General features: G+C 70.4%; 15 protein-coding genes. 11 read left to right on the forward strand and 4 right to left on the reverse strand.

Annotated elements, in window-relative coordinates:
• Positions 1–33: 33 nt before the first annotated feature.
• A complete protein-coding gene (locus tag ACMTAK_RS34465) occupies positions 34–699 on the reverse strand; it encodes a TetR family transcriptional regulator (protein WP_413809789.1) in 666 nt (221 codons plus the stop codon).
• A 127-nt stretch (positions 700–826) separates the two neighbouring features.
• Here ACMTAK_RS34465 and ACMTAK_RS34470 point away from each other — a divergent pair, with 127 nt between their 5' ends.
• Together ACMTAK_RS34470 and ACMTAK_RS34475 are read left to right on the forward strand one after the other, a co-directional pair.
• On the forward strand, positions 827–2,428 hold the full coding sequence (locus ACMTAK_RS34470) for an MFS transporter (protein WP_413809790.1): 1,602 nt from the start codon (positions 827–829) through the stop codon (positions 2,426–2,428).
• Between the two features lie 117 nt (positions 2,429–2,545).
• Positions 2,546–2,920 (forward strand): peptidase inhibitor family I36 protein, encoded by a 375-nt coding sequence (locus tag ACMTAK_RS34475; protein ID WP_413809791.1) that lies wholly within the window; start codon positions 2,546–2,548, stop codon positions 2,918–2,920.
• 789 nt (positions 2,921–3,709) lie between these two features.
• On the opposite strand, the gene aceE is transcribed toward ACMTAK_RS34475, so the two are convergent.
• Complete coding sequence (aceE, locus tag ACMTAK_RS34480) at positions 3,710–6,439, reverse strand: pyruvate dehydrogenase (acetyl-transferring), homodimeric type (RefSeq protein ID WP_413809792.1); 2,730 nt, start codon at positions 6,437–6,439, stop codon at positions 3,710–3,712.
• 471 nt (positions 6,440–6,910) lie between these two features.
• Between aceE and ACMTAK_RS34485 the strand changes: the two genes are divergently transcribed.
• The 6 genes from ACMTAK_RS34485 (at position 6,911) to ACMTAK_RS34510 (ending at position 11,528) form a co-directional block, all read left to right on the forward strand.
• Complete coding sequence (locus ACMTAK_RS34485) at positions 6,911–7,351, forward strand: DUF3052 domain-containing protein (RefSeq protein ID WP_014060347.1); 441 nt, start codon at positions 6,911–6,913, stop codon at positions 7,349–7,351.
• Positions 7,352–7,498: 147 nt separating this feature from the next.
• Positions 7,499–7,957 (forward strand): peroxiredoxin, encoded by a 459-nt coding sequence (locus ACMTAK_RS34490; RefSeq protein ID WP_413809793.1) that lies wholly within the window; start codon positions 7,499–7,501, stop codon positions 7,955–7,957.
• A 125-nt stretch (positions 7,958–8,082) separates the two neighbouring features.
• Positions 8,083–8,658 (forward strand): TerD family protein, encoded by a 576-nt coding sequence (locus ACMTAK_RS34495; protein WP_009718272.1) that lies wholly within the window; start codon positions 8,083–8,085, stop codon positions 8,656–8,658.
• A 144-nt stretch (positions 8,659–8,802) separates the two neighbouring features.
• Positions 8,803–9,378, forward strand: coding sequence for a TerD family protein (locus tag ACMTAK_RS34500; RefSeq protein ID WP_037962224.1), 576 nt, complete (start codon positions 8,803–8,805; stop codon positions 9,376–9,378).
• A gap of 51 nt (positions 9,379–9,429) precedes the next feature.
• Positions 9,430–10,623 (forward strand): DUF475 domain-containing protein, encoded by a 1,194-nt coding sequence (locus ACMTAK_RS34505; RefSeq protein ID WP_413809794.1) that lies wholly within the window; start codon positions 9,430–9,432, stop codon positions 10,621–10,623.
• A 176-nt stretch (positions 10,624–10,799) separates the two neighbouring features.
• Complete coding sequence (locus tag ACMTAK_RS34510; protein WP_413809795.1) at positions 10,800–11,528, forward strand: TerD family protein; 729 nt, start codon at positions 10,800–10,802, stop codon at positions 11,526–11,528.
• A 36-nt stretch (positions 11,529–11,564) separates the two neighbouring features.
• Here ACMTAK_RS34510 and ACMTAK_RS34515 read toward each other — a convergent pair whose 3' ends face one another.
• Entirely contained in the window at positions 11,565–12,701 is a 1,137-nt protein-coding gene (locus tag ACMTAK_RS34515; RefSeq protein WP_413809796.1) for a TerD family protein, read from the reverse strand.
• Positions 12,702–12,935: 234 nt separating this feature from the next.
• Between ACMTAK_RS34515 and ACMTAK_RS34520 the strand changes: the two genes are divergently transcribed.
• The 3 genes from ACMTAK_RS34520 (at position 12,936) to ACMTAK_RS34530 (ending at position 18,012) form a co-directional block, all read left to right on the forward strand.
• Entirely contained in the window at positions 12,936–14,123 is a 1,188-nt protein-coding gene (locus ACMTAK_RS34520) for an HpcH/HpaI aldolase/citrate lyase family protein (protein WP_413809797.1), read from the forward strand.
• A 62-nt stretch (positions 14,124–14,185) separates the two neighbouring features.
• The gene (locus tag ACMTAK_RS34525; protein WP_413809798.1) at positions 14,186–17,155 is read left to right on the forward strand and encodes a phosphoribosyltransferase; all 2,970 of its coding nucleotides are present in this window, start codon (positions 14,186–14,188) and stop codon (positions 17,153–17,155) included.
• Positions 17,152–18,012 (forward strand): HAD family hydrolase, encoded by an 861-nt coding sequence (locus tag ACMTAK_RS34530; RefSeq protein ID WP_413809799.1) that lies wholly within the window; start codon positions 17,152–17,154, stop codon positions 18,010–18,012. The genes ACMTAK_RS34525 and ACMTAK_RS34530 overlap by 4 nt, the downstream gene beginning before the upstream one ends.
• Here ACMTAK_RS34530 and ACMTAK_RS34535 read toward each other — a convergent pair.
• Positions 17,981–18,604, reverse strand: coding sequence for a DedA family protein (locus ACMTAK_RS34535; protein ID WP_044575994.1), 624 nt, complete (start codon positions 18,602–18,604; stop codon positions 17,981–17,983). The genes ACMTAK_RS34530 and ACMTAK_RS34535 overlap by 32 nt on opposite strands.
• Positions 18,605–18,615: the final 11 nt, after the last annotated feature.

Consider the following 18,615-nt stretch of genomic DNA (forward strand, 5'->3'; position numbering starts at 1 on the left):
CGGGAATGCTTGGGAGCTATGCCGGGATTGATGCTATTTGTCCCATTTCTCCGCGAGGGTGGGACCCACGTAATCAAGATGGAACGCGGTGAGGTCTCGCAATGTGACGACACTGTCCTCCTCACCCTCGGTCCACAGCTTCCCGGCCACCCGGATCACCCCGCCGAACATCGCGACCACCAGCCGCGGCCGCGGATCGGCGTCGATGTCCAGCCCCTCGCGGCGGGCGATCTCGCGCGCCAGCCGCTCCTCCATCTCCGCGGTGCGGCGCAGATGGACCGCGAGCAGGCTCGGCGTGGACTCGATCACCCGGTACATCCGCATATGGAGCTCGGGCGGCACCAGCTGCTCGATGGCCTCCCCGATGCTCCCCCAGGCGTCGAGGATCGCGCCGCGCAGCGCGGCCAGCGGCGCCTCGCCCGCGGGGCGCCCGCACAGGGCGGCGAAGAAGTGACACTCGGCCGCCTCCTGGCTCGCGAAGGCGACCTCCTCCTTGTTGGCGAAGTACCGGAAGAAGGTGCGCTGGGAGACCTCGACCGCCTCGGCGATCTCGTCGACCGTCGTCCGCTCGTATCCCTGACGGGTGAACAACTCCAGTGCGGAGCGCACCAGGGCGCTTCGCGTCCGCTGTTTCTTGCGCTCGCGCAGCCCGGCCGGTGGTGGCGCCGCCGTGCCCGCCACTGCCTCGTCCGTCGTCACCTATCGGCTCGCTTTCTACCGGTGTGGGGCCGCGTCGCGGCTGCTCAGGATACCTGTGACAAAAACGTCAGCTACCGGCGGATGAATCGGTTTGTCAATTGTCAGACGCTGACATTAGCCTCCGGACATGACCTCTTCGACCACCGTCGCCGATTCGGCGTCGGAACCTCCCATAGCCGATGCCCCGAAGGGGCTTCGGGGTCATCCATGGCTGACGCTTCTCACCGTCGCCCTCGGCGTGACGATGGTCGCCCTCGACGGCACGATCGTCGCCATCGCCAACCCGGCCATCCAGAAGGACCTCGGCGCCTCGCTCGCCGATGTGCAGTGGATCACCAATGGCTATCTGCTGGCCCTCGCCGTCGCGCTGATCACGGCGGGCAAGCTGGGTGACCGCTTCGGCCACCGGCAGACCTTCCTCATCGGCGTCATAGGCTTCGCCCTCTCCTCGGCCGCCATCGGCTTCTCCGGCGAGGTGTCGCTCGTCGTGGCGTTCCGGGTACTGCAGGGCCTGTGCGGCGCGCTGCTGATGCCCGCGGCGCTCGGGCTGCTGCGCGCCACCTTCCCCGCCGAGAAGCTCAACATGGCCATCGGCATCTGGGGCGCGGTGATCGGCGCCTCCACCGCCGCCGGGCCCATCGTCGGCGGACTGCTCGTCGAGCACGTCAACTGGCAGTCGGTCTTCTTCATCAACGCGCCCGTCGGCGTGCTGGCCGTGGTCCTCGGTCTGCTGCTCCTGGTGGACCACCGCGCCGAGAAGGCCCCGCGGTCCTTCGACCTCCCCGGCATCGTGCTGCTGTCCGGTGCGATGTTCTGCCTCATCTGGGCGCTCATCAACGCCGCCGACTGGCACTGGGGCGACCAGCGCACGCTGCTCTTCCTGGGCCTGGCGGCGGTCTGCTTCGCCGTTTTCGTCTTCTGGGAGAACCGGACGGCGGAGCCGCTGCTGCCGCTCAGCATGTTCCGCTCGGTGCCGCTGAGCGCGGGCACCGTGCTGATGGTGCTGATGGCCTTCGGCTTCATGGGCGGCCTGTTCTTCGTCACCTTCTATCTCCAGAACGTGCACGGGATGAGCCCCGTCGACAGCGGGCTGCGGCTGCTGCCGCTCACCGCGATGATGATCGTCGCCTCGCCGCTGGCCGGTGCGCTGATCACCAAGTTCGGGCCGCGTACACCGCTGGTGATCGCCATGGCGATCACCGCCGTGGCGATGTTCGGCATGTCCCGGCTGGACGTGAACAGCGGCGGCCTCGAGATGGCCGTGTGGTTCGCCCTGCTGGGCCTCGGCCTCGGCCCGGTCATGGTCGGCGCCACGGAGGTCATCGTCGGCAACGCCCCGATCCAGCACGCCGGTGTCGCCGGCGGCCTCCAGCAGGCCGCGATGCAGGTCGGCGGCAGCCTCGGTACGGCCGTCCTGGGCGCGGTCATGGCGGGCCGGGTGGACAGCGCGCTGCCGGACAAGTGGGCCGGCGCCGGGCTGCCGCCGATGCCCAAGGGCGCGGAGTCCAAGGCGTCGGACGCGGTCGAGGTCGGCATCGCCCCGGTCCCCAAGGGCACTCCGCCGGAGGTCGCGGGCAAGATCACGGCCGTCGCGCATGACACCTTCGTGTCAGGGATGGGGCTCGCCTTCACGGTGGCCGCCGTCGTCTCGGCGGTCGCGGCGCTGGTGGCGGCCTTCACCAAGCGCGGTGAGAACGCGGACGCGTCCGGGGGCGCCGTCCACATCTGACCCCTCGCGGTCAACCCCCTATCAGGGTGGACCTTGATCGACCCCATGGTGGCGAACGGGAGCCGGCGGACAGGCTGGCTCCCGTTCTGTTCTTTCCACACGGGGAGCGAAAGCGTTATGCGCAAGATCATTACGGCCACCGTCTCGGCCCTGGCCCTCACCGCCACTCTCGCCCCGGCCGTGGCGGCGGCCGGGCCCGCCGCCCCACCGCGGCTGGGGAACTGCGCCGCCGGGCAGCTGTGCCTGTGGCGGAGCGGCGGCTTCACGGGGGCGCGCCAGACCCATGAACTGGCTGACGTCGACATCGAAAGCTGTGTCCCCCTGCCGTCCGGCACCACCGCCGCGGCCCTGGCGAACCGTACGGGCCGCCCGGTGACGGCCTATCAGAGCCGCGAATGCGCCGAGACGGCCGAGTTCCACACCTACCCCACCGGCACCTGGGCCCCCGAAACCCCGTACCAGGTCCGGGCCTTCAAGATCTGGGAACGCTGACCGGCGGTCCGGGGCCCACACCGGATCCCGCCCCCGGGTGCGGGCCTGGGGCCTGAATGTTCCCCGACCCGCCCCTTCCCGAACCAGGGGCTCCGCCCCTGGACCCCGCACGCCCTCCGGGCCTGTCCTCAAGCGTCCCGCCGGACGGTGGTGGGTGGCCCCGCCACCGTCCGGCGGGACGGCCGATCCGGCCGGCTCCGCCGCCATCGGGGCCGGCGGAAGTGCCGGGCGCGGCGCCTGGGCCGGAGCACCGAGCCAACCCCGGTCCCGAGACCCGGGCTCCGGGGTTTCGGGACCGCGGGTCAGGGGCCTGGGGTCCGGGTCCGGGCTGGGTCCGGGCCGGGTCCGGGGGGTCTGCGATCTGGGGTCCACGTCTGGGAGCCGGGGGTCCGGGGTCTGTGGATTCCGGGGTCGACGTCCGGCGGGGTCTGGGATCCGGGGTCTGGGATCTGTGGTCTGGGGGCCGAGCCCGGGGGTCTGTGGATTCCGGGGTCGACGTCCGGCGGGGTCTGGGATCCGGGGTCTGGGATCTGTGGTCTGGGGGCCGAGCCCGGGGGTCTGTGGATTCCGGGGTCGACGTCCGGGGCCGACGTCCGGGATCCGGGGGTCCGGGGCGGAGCCTCTGGGCCCTGCGGTGGGAGGGCGGGGGCGCCGCGCCCCCGCCCTTCACATACCCCTGGCGCCCGGGGCGCAGCCCCGGGCGCCAGGGCATCGGGGCACACGACGACGCGGGGCGGGCTGGACACCTCCAGCCCGCCCCGCGTCACGGCCAACTGCCGTCGAAGACGGCTACGCGTCGCCGCCTGCCGGGCCCGGGTCGGCGGCGGCCACGTCCAGGAGCTGGTAGCGGTCGATCGCCTGCTTGAGGGCCGAGCGGTCGATCTTGCCGTCGCGGGCGAGCTCCGTCAGGACGCCGAGCACGATCGACTGGGCGTCGATGTGGAAGAAGCGCCGCGCCGCGCCGCGGGTGTCGGCGAAGCCGAAGCCGTCCGCGCCCAGCGACTGGTACGTGCCGGGTACCCAGCGCGCGATCTGGTCGGGAACCGCCCGCATCCAGTCGGAGACGGCCACCTTCGGGCCCTCCACGTCCGCGAGCTTCCGGGTGACATACGGAACGCGCTGCTCCTCCTCCGGGTGGAGCAGGTTGTGCTTCTCCACCTCGACGGCGTCCCGGCGCAGCTCGTTCCAGGACGTGGCCGACCACACGTCCGCCTTGACGTTCCAGTCCTCGGCCAGGATGCGCTGGGCCTCGATCGCCCACGGCACCGCGACACCGGAGGCGAGGATCTGCGCCGGTACGGAGCCCTTCTCGCCCTGCCGGAAGCGGTAGAGGCCCTTGAGGATGCCCTCGCGGTCCACGTTTTCCGGCTCGGCCGGGTGCTGGATCGGCTCGTTGTAGACGGTGAGGTAGTAGAAGACGTCCTCACTGTTCTCGCCGTACATCCGGCGCAGGCCGTCCTGGACGATATGGGCGATCTCGAAGCCGAACGCCGGGTCGTACGCGACGACCGCCGGGTTGGTCGAGGCCAGCAGCTGGGAGTGGCCGTCCGCGTGCTGGAGACCCTCACCGGTCAGGGTCGTACGACCGGCGGTCGCGCCCAGTACAAAGCCGCGCGCCAGCTGGTCGGCCATCTGCCAGAACTGGTCACCGGTGCGCTGGAACCCGAACATCGAGTAGAAGACGTAGACCGGGATCAGCGGCTCGCCATGGGTGGCGTACGCGGAGCCCGCCGCGATCAGCGAGGCCGTACAGCCCGCCTCGGAGATGCCGTCGTGCAGCATCTGCCCGGTCGGCGACTCCTTGTAGGCGAGCAGCAGCTCACGGTCGACCGACTCATACATCTGGCCCAGCGGCGAGTAGATCTTCGCCGAGGGGAAGAGCGAGTCCATGCCGAAGGTGCGGTACTCGTCGGGCGCGATCGGCACGAACCGCTTGCCGATCTCCTTGTCCCGCATCAGGTCCTTCAGCAGCCGCACGAACGCCATGGTGGTGGCGATCTGCTGCTGACCGGTGCCCTTCTTCAGCGTGGCGTAGGTCTTGTCGCCCGGCAGCTGAAGCGGCTTGGCGCGCACGACACGGGTCGGCGCGTAGCCGCCCAGCGCCTTGCGGCGGTCGTGCATGTACTGGATCTCCTCCGAGTCCCGGCCCGGGTGGTAGTACGGCGGGAGGCCGGACTCCAGCTCCTTGTCCGGGATCGGCAGGTGCAGCCGGTCGCGGAAGCGCTTGAGGTCGTCGACCGTCAGCTTCTTCATCTGGTGGGTCGCGTTGCGGCCCTCGAAGTTCGGGCCGAGCGTCCAGCCCTTGACGGTCTGCGCGAGGATCACCGTCGGCTGGCCCTTGTGGGCCTTGGCCGCCGAGTACGCCGCGTAGATCTTCTTGTGGTCGTGACCGCCGCGGCCCAGGTGCAGGATCTGGTCGTCGGTCATGCCCTCGACCATCTTGCGCAGCCGCTGGTCGTCACCGAAGAAGTGGTCGCGGATATAGGAGCCGGTCTCGGTCGCGTACGTCTGGAACTGACCGTCCGGCGTCGTGTTCAGCCGGTTGACCAGGATGCCGTCGCGGTCCTGCGCCAGCAGTGGGTCCCAGGTGCGGTCCCAGACCAGCTTGATCACGTTCCAGCCGGCGCCGCGGAACTGCGACTCCAGCTCCTGGATGATCTTGCCGTTGCCGCGCACCGGGCCGTCGAGCCGCTGGAGGTTGCAGTTGACCACGAAGGTCAGGTTGTCCAGGCCCTCACGGGCGGCCAGGGAGAGCTGGCCGAGCGACTCCGGCTCGTCCATCTCGCCGTCGCCCAGGAACGCCCAGACATGGGAGTTGGAGGTGTCGGCCACGCCGCGCGCCTCCATATAGCGGTTCATCCGCGCCTGGAAGATCGCGCCGAGCGGGCCCAGGCCCATGGAGACCGTCGGGAACTCCCAGAAGTCCGGCATTGACCGCGGGTGCGGGTAGCTGGACAGCGCGTGACCGAGCTTGGACTTCTCCTGACGGAAGCCGTCCAGATGGTCCTCGCTCAGCCGGTCGAGCAGGAAGGCGCGGGCGTAGATGCCGGGGGAGGCATGGCCCTGGAAGAAGATCTGGTCGCCGCTGTCGTGGTCCTTGCCGCGGAAGAAGTGGTTGAAGCCCACGTCGTACAGCGAGGCGGACGAGGCGAAGGTGGCGATGTGGCCACCGACCCCGATGCCGGGGCGCTGCGCCCGGGAGACCATCACCGCCGCGTTCCAGCGGGTCGCGTTGAGGACCTTGCGCTCGATCTCCTCGTTGCCGGGGAAGAACGGCTCGTCCTTGGTGGCGATGGTGTTGACGTAGTCCGTGCTGCGCATCTCGGGCACGGCGACGCGCTTCGCGCGGGCGCGCTCGATCAGGCGAAGCATCAGGTAGCGGGCACGTTCCCGGCCTCGCTCATCGACGGCTGCGTCGAGCGAGTCGAGCCATTCCTGGGTCTCTTCGGGATCGAAGTCCGGGACCTGGCTGGGAAGGCCGCCAATGATGATCGGGTTGCGATCGGATCCGGAAGCCACGCTATTCCTTCGCTTTTCGGTCGTGCTGTGCACGGACATGGATTCGTGCTCTGCTGCTGTCGCGCCGTTCTCCATCGTGTACCTCGGGTACGGGATACGTCACCTCTACCCAGTGGTAACCATTGCCAGGTGAGACGGGCGCTTCGGCGGCCGTCTCACGCGCGACGGCCGAATCGCAACCTTACGCCCACGACCGGGGTCGTCTGCGTACGACCGTTCGGCACGGGAGCGGCGTAGGGTGGCTACACACACACGTAAGCCGGACATCTTCGGGCAATCCGGTCGGCCGTGCGCCGTTGCGTGCCGTTCCTCCATGATGGGAGTTGCGGCGACACGTCAACGTTTGGGCGGGATCGCTGGCCGGGTACTTGCGCGATCCGCCCGGCCCGTGTGGACTACGCCCAAGCCCTCGCGTACGCGCGCGGGGCGCACAGACTCGAAGAGTGAATGAAAGATGACAGGAGGCAATCCGTGAGCGCGACCGCGGACCACGCGGAGGAGCGGACCAACCCTGCCGCGAGGCTGGGTTTTCAGCCCGAACAGGTGGTCCAGGAGATCGGCTACGACGACGATGTCGACCAGGAGCTCCGCGAGTCCATCGAGGAGATCACCGGCCAGGAGCTCGTCGACGAGGAGTACGACGATGTGGCCGACGCCGTTGTGCTGTGGTTCCGGGAGGACGACGGCGACCTGACGGACGCGCTGGTGGACGCCATCCAGATGATCGACGACGGCGCACCGGTCTGGCTGCTGACACCCAAGACCGGCCGTGACGGCTATGTCGAGCCGAGCGACATCAATGAGGCGGCGACCACCGCCGGCCTGTCCCAGACCAAGAGCTTCAACGCGGGCAAGGACTGGACGGGCAGCCGCCTGGTCACGCCCAAAGCCGCGCGCAGCGGCAAGCGCTGAGGCCGGCGAATCCACACCCCAGAGCCCCCCTCCGTTCCCTTACGGAGGGGGGCTCTGAGCGTAGGCTGGGCCGCGCAACACATGATCAATTGAAAGCTTGATCATGTCGAACATGATCTTCCGAACGTGAGCGAAGGGATGGCTTCCATGGCGATAGAGGTCGGCGCGAAGGCCCCTGACTTCCAGCTGAAGAACCAGCACGGCGAGTCGGTCAGGCTCTCCGACTTCCGGGGCGAGAAGAACGTCGTACTGCTCTTCTACCCGTTCGCCTTCACCGGCGTGTGCACCGGCGAGCTGTGCGCGCTCCGCGACGAGCTGCCGACGTTCGTCAACGACGACGTCCAGCTGCTGGCGGTCTCCAATGACTCGCCCTTCAGCCTGCGGGTCTTCGGCGAGCGGGAGGGCCTTGAGTACCCCCTGCTGTCGGACTTCTGGCCGCACGGCGAGACCAGCCGCGCCTACGGCGTCTTCGACGAGGACAAGGGCTGCGCGGTGCGCGGCACCTTTGTGATCGACAAGGAGGGCGTGGTGCGCTGGACGGTCGTCAACGGCCTGCCCGACGCCCGGGACCTGAACGACTACGCCAAGGCCCTGGAAGCCCTGTAGCCAAGGCCCGGCGAAACCCGGTAGCGGCCGGGAACCGCTCACTAGGATCGACGCGTTGATCCTGATGGGAAACCTTTGATGAAGGGGCACGCAGTGCTCCTGACGAACCTTTTTTGGGAGGACTCGTGGGAGTCAGCCTCAGCAAGGGCGGCAACGTCTCGCTGACCAAGGAAGCCCCGAACCTGACCGCGGTCGTCGTGGGTCTCGGCTGGGACGCCCGTACCACCACGGGCACGGACTTCGACCTCGACGCCAGCGCCCTGCTGACCAACGCCGAGGGCAAGGTCGGCAACGACCAGAACTTCGTCTTCTTCAACAACCTCAAGAGCCCCGACGGCTCCGTGGAGCACACCGGTGACAACATCACCGGTGAGGGCGAGGGCGACGACGAGCAGATCAAGGTGAACCTGGCGGGCGTCCCCGCCGATGTCGCCAAGATCGTCTTCCCGGTGTCGATCTACGACGCCGAGACCCGTCAGCAGAGCTTCGGCCAGGTGCGCAACGCCTTCATCCGCGTGGTGAACCAGGCCGACGGCAATGAGCTCGCCCGCTACGACCTCTCCGAGGACGCCTCGACCGAGACCGCCATGGTCTTCGGCGAGCTGTACCGGAACGGGGCGGAGTGGAAGTTCCGCGCCATCGGTCAGGGGTACGCCTCGGGTCTGCGCGGCATCGCGCAGGACTTCGGCGTCAACGTCTGAGCGACGTCCGAACGGGCCGTCGAAGGCCGTCGAAGGCCGTCGACAGGGCAATCATTCCGGCGCCGCACCCCCCGCGCCCCAGAGGCAGGGGTGCGGCGCCGGACGCGTATCACCCATGCAACACCGCGGGGAGGAAACAGCATCATGGGCGTCACACTCGCCAAGGGGGGCAATGTCTCCCTCTCCAAAGCCGCTCCGAATCTCACACAGGTGCTGATCGGCCTGGGCTGGGACGCGCGCTCCACCACCGGGGCGCCGTTCGACCTCGACGCCAGCGCCCTGCTGTGCCAGTCGGGGCGGGTGCTCGGCGATGAGTACTTCATCTTCTACAACAACCTCAAGAGCCCCGAGGGCTCCGTGGAGCACACCGGCGACAACCTCACCGGCGAGGGCGAGGGTGACGACGAGTCCCTGCTGATCGATCTGGGCAAGGTCCCGGCCGAGGTCGACAAGATCGTCTTCCCGGTCTCCATCCATGAGGCCGAGGCCAGGCGCCAGACGTTCGGGCAGGTCAGCAACGCCTTCATTCGGGTGGTGAACCAGGCGGACGGCCAGGAGCTGGCCCGCTACGACCTTTCCGAGGACGCCTCCGGCGAGACCGCGATGATCTTCGGCGAGGTCTATCGCTACGGCGGCGAATGGAAGTTCAGGGCCGTGGGACAGGGGTACGCGTCGGGTCTGCGAGGCATCGCTCTAGACTTCGGAGTCAACGTTTCGTAAAACCGCGTAAAGTGCGCGGGGGAGACCTTACGACGAAGGATTGGGTAGGCAGTGCTCCTGAAAACCTTTGGGTGGTCGTTCGCCGTCACGGCGATCGGTCTGGCCCTGGCCGGCGTCCTCTGGGGGTGGCAGGGGCTCGCCATCGTCGGGATCCTCTCGATCCTGGAGATCTCGCTCTCATTCGACAACGCGGTCATCAACGCGGGCATTCTGCGCAAGATGAACGCCTTCTGGCAGAAGATCTTCCTGACCGTCGGCATCCTGATCGCCGTCTTCGGTATGCGGCTGGTCTTCCCGGTGATCATCGTCGCCGTCACGGCCAAGATGAGCCCCATCGAGGCCGTCGATCTCGCGATCAACGACAAGAACCAGTACGAGCACCTGGTCACGGCGGCGCATCCGGCGATCGCGGCCTTCGGTGGGATCTTCCTGCTGATGATCTTCCTCGACTTCATCTTCGAGGAGCGGGACATCAAGTGGCTGGGGTGGCTGGAGAAGCCGCTCGCCAAGCTGGGCAAGCTGGACACGTTCTCGATCGTGGTCGCCCTGATCGGACTGCTGATCGCCGCCACCACCGTGGCCACCGACGTGGCCCACGGCGGCGGTGACAAGAGCGCCACCGTCCTGTTGTCCGGCGTCGCCGGTCTGCTCACCTATCTGATCGTCGGCGGCATCTCCGGCTACTTCGAGGACAAGCTCGAAGAGGAGGAGGACGAAGACGAGGACGACGAGGCCGGTGCGGCCGGGGGCGAGGGCGACGAGGGCGCGAAGGCGGCCACGAACGCCCAGCTCAACGGCAGCGGCGGCCGTGGCTCCAGCGGCGCCTCCGTGGTCGGCCTGGCCGGCAAGGCCGCGTTCTTCCTCTTTCTCTACCTTGAGGTCATCGACGCGTCCTTCTCCTTCGACGGAGTCATCGGCGCTTTCGCGATCACCAACGACATCTTCGAGATGGCGCTGGGTCTGGGCATCGGCGCCATGTACATCCGGTCGCTGACCGTCTTCCTGGTCCGCAGGGGCACCCTGGACGACTACGTCTACCTGGAGCACGGCGCGCACTACGCGATCGGCGCGCTGGCCGTGATCCTGCTGGTCACGATCAAGTACGAGATCAACGAGGTCATCACCGGCCTGGTGGGCGTGGTGCTGATCGCCGCCTCGTACTGGTCCTCGGTCCGGCGCAACCGTAAGGAGGCGGCCGCCGGGGAGGATTCGGAGGCCAAGACGGAAGTCACCTCCGGAGTCTGACCGCCGGGGTGTGACGCGGCGGCGTTTGCGGAACGCTCTGAGCGGGGCGGCCGAGGTCTTCGGATCTCCCGGCCGCCCCGCGGCGGTTGAGCGGGTGGCAGGCGGCTTGTGGGGCTGTTTCCGGGGCAGCCTTCTGCCAGCCGAGGCAGCGAGCGACGAAGGGTGGGGTGCGCACCATGGCGTTCTGGAGCAACTGGGGACGGTCCGCATGGCGTCAGTTCGACAGCGGTGACGCGTCCGGTGTGGTCGAGCTGACCAAGCGGCACGCGTCGATCTCGCTGACCAAGCAGGGGGCCGCCACCGGCAATCTGCGCATCAACCTCTCCTGGCAGATGCGCACCTCGGACTTCAACAGCAGGCCGAGGCGCGGCTCGCTGCGCCATCCGCTGCAGATGTTCAAGCCCGAGCCGGTGCAGGCCCAGGGACCCGCGTTGGTCAATGTCGACCTCGACCTCGCGGTGATGTACGAGCTGAAGAACGGCGCCAAGGGCGTGGTGCAGCCGCTGGGCGAGTTCTTCGGCAATCTCAACGAGGCGCCATACGTCAAGCTCAGCGGCGACGACCGGTTCGGCTCCGGGTCCGGTGAGACGGTCTACGTGAACATGGACCACAAGGACGACATCAAGCGACTGCTCGTCTTCGTCTACATCTACGACGGCACCCCCGCCTTCGACCGCACCCACGGCCTGGTCACCCTCTATCCGAGCAATGGGCCGCGGGTGGAGATCGCACTCGACGAGCGCGCCCCGCAGGCGCGCTCCTGCGCCGTCGTGCTGATCGAGAACATCAAGGGCGAGATGATGGTCCGCCGCGAGGTGAAGTACGTCTACGGCTTCCAGGCGGAGCTGGACCGGCTGTACGGCTGGGGCCTCCAGTGGGGCCGGGGCTACAAGTCCAAGGTGTGACCCGGCTCACCCGCCGGGCCCCGACCCCGTCTTTCCTTACCTGTTCTGGAACTGCGGGCCCTGCGGCGGCAGGACGAAATGGGGGTCCGGCACCTGGGCGGGGATCGGCGGCGGGGGCGGCGGCACCGGCCCCGTCGGCTGCACCTGCTGCGGATAGCCGTACGCGGGCGGCTGCGGATAGCCGTATCCCGGCTGTGGCTGAGGCTGTGGCTGCGGATAGCCATAGCCGGGCTGTGCCGGGGCCTGGGCGGGCGGCTGTGGATACCCGGTGCCCGGGGCCTGCGGGGGCGGGGGCGGGGGCGGCACCTGCGACGGCACATAGGCGTAGCCGCTGTCGCCCCGCGCGGCGGCGGGGTGCATGGGCTGGGTGCGCTGTGGATCCCAGGGGTCGGGCGACACCGGGTGCGGATAGCCGTACGCCGGGGGATGGGCCTGGGTCGTCGCGTCGGAGGGCGACGGGACCGGAGTGCCGGGGGCCGAAACGGGGGGTGCGGATGTCGCGGCGGCCGCGGCCGCGGGCTCAGGGGCGGGGGCCGGGGCTTCGGGGGCGGCGGCGGGCTCGGGTGCGGCGATGGCCTCCGGCTCGGCCGCGGCGTCGTCCTCCGGGCCGCCCTCGCCGTCCTCCACCGAGATCCCGTACTGCGTGGCCAGCCCGACCAGCCCCGACTCATAGCCTTGCCCCAGGGCCCGGAACTTCCAGCCGTCGCCGCGCCGGTAGACCTCACCGCAGATCAGCGCGGTCTCCTTGCCGGTGTCCGGCAGCACCGCGAAGATCGCGACCGGCTCGGCGTCGGCCGCGTCCGGCGCACCGGGCGAGGCGTCGTACAGCAGCAGGCTCAGATCCCGTACCTGCCCGAAGGTGCCGCCGTCGGCGGACGCGGCGATCAGCAGCCGGCGGATCTCCGGCTCCAGCCCGACCAGCTTGGCCTCGATGGTGTCCGTCAGCGCGTCCTGGTTCGGCTCCTTGGGCAGATGCCGGACCAGACCCGAGGGGTGCTGCGGCTGGTTGTAGAAGACGAAGTCCTCGTCCGAGCGCACCCGGTCGTCCGGCCCCAGCAGGAGCGCCGAGGCGTCCACGTCGGGTACGTCCGTGCCGGGGGTCCAGCGCAGCACCGCGCGTATGGCCGTGGCCTCCAGCGGGATGTTCGATCCCTTCAGCATCGCCTGCGTCATGGCGGCAATCCTGCCTTCCCGATGGGTGCGGGGACAACGCAGGGTACGCGGCGGTCGGCAGTGCGGGGGTGGTACGGGGCGGCAGGGCGGGCATGCCGGACACCACGCGGACGCACATGGGTTACGTGATTTTCACGCCCTTGGGGAACTTTTGACCCATGGCCGCACGTACGATTATCGGCCAACCGCGGGTCAGGGTGACCGAGGCGGCGTACCGGCAGTGCGGGGAGTTGTATGCGGCATTTCGAACATCTACCCGTCGAGGTGCGAGCCAACCTCTTCCACCGGGAGCCCGGTGAATTCAGCGCGGACTCGCCCACCCGGACGCTGGCCGTCGCCCTCGGCGCCACCTTGTACTGCCCGGCGACCCGGCCCCGGCTGGCCGAGGACATCGTCAAACAGGCAGGTCGTGGCGTGGTCTCCATGGTGCTGTGCCTGGAGGACTCCATCGACGACGCCGAGGTGGCGGGCGCGGAGGAGAACCTCGTACGGCAGTTCTCGGAGCTGTCCGGGCGCGGCTCGGGCACCTCGCTGCCGCTGCTCTTCATCCGGGTCCGCACCCCCGAGCAGATCGTCGATCTCGTCTCCCGCCTCGGAGCGGGCGTGCGGCTGCTGTCCGGATTCGTACTGCCGAAGTTCACCGAGGAGCGTGGCGGGGCCTTTCTCGAGGCGCTGATGTCGGCCGAAACCGCCCAGGTGACCGAGGCGTTGGGCGGACGGCGGCTGTTCGCGATGCCGGTCCTCGAATCGCCCGAGCTGATGCACCGCGAAACGCGCACCGACAGCCTCAGCGGCATCAGCCGGATCGTCGACAAATACCGGGAGCGGGTGCTGGCGCTGCGGCTCGGGGTCACCGATCTGTGCTCGGCGTACGGGCTGCGCAGGGCTCCCGACATGACCGCCTACGACGTCCAGCTGGTCGCGTCCGTGATCGCGGACGTGGTGAACATGCTGGGCCGGGCCGATGGCACGGGCTTCACGATCACCGGACCGGTGTGGGAGTACTTCAAACCGCATGAGCGGATGTTCAAGCCGCAGCTGCGGATCAGCCCCTTCAGCAGCGGCCGCGCCGAGTCGCTGCGCACCGCGCTGATCGAGCACCACATGGACGGGCTGCTGCGCGAGATCGAGCTGGACCGGGCCAACGGCCTCCAGGGCAAGACCTGCATCCACCCCACCCATGTGGCCCCGGTGCACGCGCTCTCCGTCGTCAGCCACGAGGAGTTCAGCGACGCGGTGGACATCCTCGAGCCGCAGCGCTGCGGGGGCGGTGTGCTGCGCTCCTCGTACACCAACAAAATGAACGAGGTGAAGCCGCACCGGGCCTGGGCCGAGCGGACCCTGCGGCGCGCGGAGGTCTTCGGGGTGGCCCGGGAGGATGTGAGCTTCGTGGAGCTGCTGGCGGCGAGCCTGCGGACGTAGAGCGAACCGGGCCCGGCACGGGCCCGGGGACGAGGGACGACGGAAACGAGGCGCAGGGCGGCGTGAGCGTGGACAACGTGTGGTCGGGACAGTGGGTCGCGGACCGGCTCGGAGTACGGCTGGCCGGGGCCGGGGCCGGGGCCGGGGCCGGGGCCGGGGCCGGGGGCGGGGGCGGGGATGGCGACGGCGGCGCGGAGCTGCGTGAGCTGCTGGGGCTGGCCCTGCGGCGCAACCCCAAGCGGGCGCATCTGCTGGTCTCCAACGTGCTCGGCAAGCACGTCCCGCAGCGCCCCGCCACCGTCCACGGCGCGGGCGTGCGGCTCGGCCGCCGGGTGCGGGAGCTGCTGGGCGACGAGGCGGCGGCGCGCGCGGTGGTGCTCGGGTACGCGGAGACCGCCACCGGCCTCGGCCACAGCGTGGCCGACGGGCTCGCCCTCGCCCCGTACCTCCACTCCACCCGACGCCCGGTCCCGGGTGTCGCCACGGTGGGCGGCTTCGAAGAGGAGCACAGCCACGCCACCTCCCATCTGCTGCTCCCCGAGGACCCCGGGTTCCTGGCCTCGACGGGCCCGCTGGTCCTCGTGGACGACGAGTTCTCCACCGGCCGTACGGTCCTCAACACCATCGCCGCCCTCCACCGCCGCTTCCCCCGCGACCACTATGTGGTGGTCGCCCTGGTGGACATGCGCTCGCCGGACGACCGCGCCCGCCTGGACGCCTTCGCGGCCGACCTCGGCGCCCGCGTCGACCTGGTCGCCGCCGCGGCCGGAGCGGTGCACCTCCCCGATGACGTCCTGGAGCGCGGCGCGGAGCTGGTGGCCGCGCACGAGGCGGCCGCCGAGGACCGTAAGGCGGCCCCTGAGGGCCGTGAGGGTGTCGCCGAGCACCGTAAGGCCGCCGCCGGGGGCCGTGAGGGTGCCGCTGAGGGCCGTAAGGCGGCCGCAGAGGGCCGTGAGGGCGCCGCTGCCCCCGACGCGGACACCTCCGCCGTCCGCGTGGACCTCGGCTGGCCCGAAGGGCTCCCGGACGGCGGCCGCCACGGCTTCACCCCCACCCACCGCACCCGCCTCGAAGCGGCCCTCCCCACCCTGGCCACCCGCCTCGCGGCGGCGCTGCGGGAAACCCCGGACGCCTCCGCCGCGCCGGCCGATACCGCCCCGGCGGCGCCTGCGGGACACTCCGTGCCGGACCCGGACCACCCAGCTGCGCAAGACGCACCGGCCACGGCTGCCGACGACCCGGCGGCAGCCTCGCGCCGGGCCGCGCCCGCCCCGGGCGGGCCGGGCGGCGACGCGGGCGGCCCCGGCACCGGTGGCGCCCCCACCCCGCCCCGCCCGCTCCGTCGCGTCCTCGTCCTCGGGTTCGAGGAGCTGATGTACGCGCCGCTGCGGATCGCGGAGGCGCTGGACCAGGTGCTCGACGGCGTAGAGGTGCGGTATTCGACGACCACCCGCTCGCCCGTGCTCGCCGTCGACGACCCCGGATACGCGATCAGGACCCGGCTGACTTTCCCCGCGCACGACGAGCCCGCCGACGGTCCCGGCCCCCGCTACGCGTACAACGTGGCGCCCGGCGCCGACCCCGGCCGCCGCTTCGACGCCGTCGTCGCCGTCGTCGACTCGACCGCCGACACGCCCGCGCTGCACGCCCCCGACGGGCTGCTCGCCGGCTTGAGCGCGCACACGGACCGGCTGGTGCTGGCCGTGGTGCCGTCCTACCGCCCCCAGACCCCACCCACCCCCCGCACCGTCCCCGAACGACAGGCACCGCCCATGCACCAACCGTCGTACGAGCCCCTGCGCGGGCCGGACTTCTCGTCCTACGCGCCCGAAGAGGTCGGCTGGCTGCTCCAGGACTTCTCGCACGTCACCCTCGAGGCGCCCACCGAGGAGCGGGAGGAGGCGATCCAGAGCGGGGGCGCGCACTACGCCGAGTCACTGCCCGTGGAGTACCAGCCGAGCGAGCGCTACCAGGAGCTCTTCCGGGCCGCCCTCGACACCTCCGCCGCCCGGATCGCCCGCGCGGTCGGCGCGGTCACCGAGACCGTGCTCGCCGAGCGCTCCCCGCGCCCCGTCCTCGTCTCGCTCGCCCGCGCCGGTACCCCCGTCGGGGTGCTGATGCGCCGCTGGGCGCACCACGCCCACGGGCTGGACCTCCCGCACTACGCGATCTCCATCGTGCGCGGCCGTGGCATCGACACCGCCGCGCTGCGCTGGCTGGCGGACCACCACGACCCGTCCGATGTCGTCTTCGTCGACGGCTGGACCGGTAAGGGCGCCATCACCCGCGAGCTGTCGGACGCCGTCGCCCCGTACCCGGACTTCGATCCGCGGATCGCGGTCCTCGCCGACCCCGGTCGCTGTGTGGACACCTACGGCACCCGGGACGACTTCCTCGTCCCTTCCGCGTGCCTCAACTCGACCGTCTCCGGGCTGATATCGCGCACCGTGCTCCGCGCCGACCTCGTCGGCCCGAACGACTTCCACGGCGCGAAGTACTACCGCGAACTCGCCGGCTCGGATGTCTCCGAGCACTTCCTGGACACCGTCTCGGCCCGCTTTGCCGAAGTCACCGAGGCGGCCCTGGCCGACGCCGGGCGGCTCGCGGCCACCGACCGCACCCCCACCTGGGAGGGCTGGGCCGCGGTCGAGAGGATCAGCCAGGAGTACGGCATTCACGACATCAACCTCGTCAAGCCGGGCGTCGGCGAGACCACCCGGGTGCTGCTGCGCCGCGTCCCGTGGAAGATCCTCGCCCAGCGCGGCGCGGGCGCGGACCTGGACCATGTGCGGCTGCTCGCCGAGCAGCGCGGAGTGCCGGTCGAGGAGGCCGACGACCTCCCGTACACCTGCGTCGGGCTGATCCACCCGCGCTACACCCGGGGCGCCACCGGGGCCGACGGAAAGACGGTCGGCACGGCTTCCTACAAGACGGTCGACACGGCTTCCGACAAGGCGGCCGACAAGGCGAACACCGCGGACACGGCGGGCATCGCCGCCGGCAGACACGAGAGAACGGTGGCGGCACGATGAGCGTTCTGGTGGCAAGCGACCTCGACCGCACCCTGATCTACTCCGCGGCCGCGCTCGGCCTCGAGATGCCGGACGCCGAGGCCCCGCGGCTGCTGTGCGTCGAGACGTACGAGGGCAAGCCGCTGTCGTACCTGACCGAGACCGCCGCCGGACTGCTCGCCGAGCTGGTCCGCACCTCCGTCTTCGTCCCCACGACCACCCGCACCGTCGAGCAGTACCGCCGCATCCGCCTCCCCGGCCCCGCCCCCCGCTTCGCGATCTGCGCCAACGGCGGCCAGCTGCTGGTCGACGGCGAGCCCGACGCCGACTGGCACCAGCGGGTGCGCAGCGCCCTCGACGACGGATGCGCCCCCCTGGAGGAGGTGCGCGCCCACCTCAGCGCCACCGCCGACCCCGCCTGGCTGCTCAAGGAGCGGGTGGCCGAGGAGCTGTTCGCCTATCTCGTGGTGAGGCGGGAGCTGCTGCCCGAGGGGTACGTCAAGGAGCTCACCCAGTGGGCCGATCCGCGCGGCTGGACGGTCTCCCTCCAGGGCCGCAAGCTCTACGCCGTGCCCAAGCCGCTCACCAAGAGCGCGGCCGTCGCCGAGATCAAGAGCCGCACCGGAGCCGACGAGGTGCTCGCCGCGGGCGATTCGCTGCTCGACACCGATCTGCTGCTCGCGGCCGACCGCGCCTGGCGCCCCGGCCACGGCGAACTGGCCGACATCGGCTGGTCGGCGCCCCAGCTGACCGTGGTCGAGGAGAAGGGCGTCGCGGCGGGCGAGGCCATCGTCCGCGCCCTGGGGACACGTTCCTCCGTCACCTGGGCGCGCGCCCGCAGCCAGATCATCCGCGCCGTCTCCCGCGGCCGGGACTGACCAGCCGCACCGCCACCCATCCCAGCACCGCGAGCCCGGCCGCGCCCAGCACCGCCTTCGAGTAGACCGAGACGTAGTCCGTGACGTCGCGCCAGTTGTCGCCCAGCGCGTAACCGGCCAGGACGAACACGGAGTTCCAGATCGCGCTGCCGAGGGTGGTCAGGGCGAGGAAGACCGGCAGGGGCATCCGCTCGATACCGGCCGGAACCGAGATCATGCTGCGGAAGATCGGCACCATGCGGCCGAAGAAGACCGCCTTGGTGCCGTGGCGTCCGAACCAGCGCTCGGTCCGGTCGATATCGGCGGGCCTGACCAGCGGCAGCCGCTCGGCGATCGCGACGGTCCGCTCCCGGCCGAGCAGCGCGCCCACCCCGTACAGCGCGAGCGCGCCCACGACCGAACCGGCGGTCGTCCACAGCAGCGCGGCCACCAGGCTCATCCGCCCCTGCCCCGCCGCGAACCCGGCGAGCGGCAGGATCACCTCGCTGGGCAGTGGCGGGAAGAGGTTCTCCAGGGCGATGGCGGCGCCCGCGCCCGGCGCCCCGAGGGCGTCCATCAGGCCGGTGGCCCAGTCGGTGATCCGATCAGTCATGGCCGGAACGC

The sequence above is a fragment of the Streptomyces lacaronensis genome (assembly GCF_047337785.1).
Taxonomy (GTDB): Bacteria; Actinomycetota; Actinomycetes; order Streptomycetales; family Streptomycetaceae; genus Streptomyces; species Streptomyces lycopersici.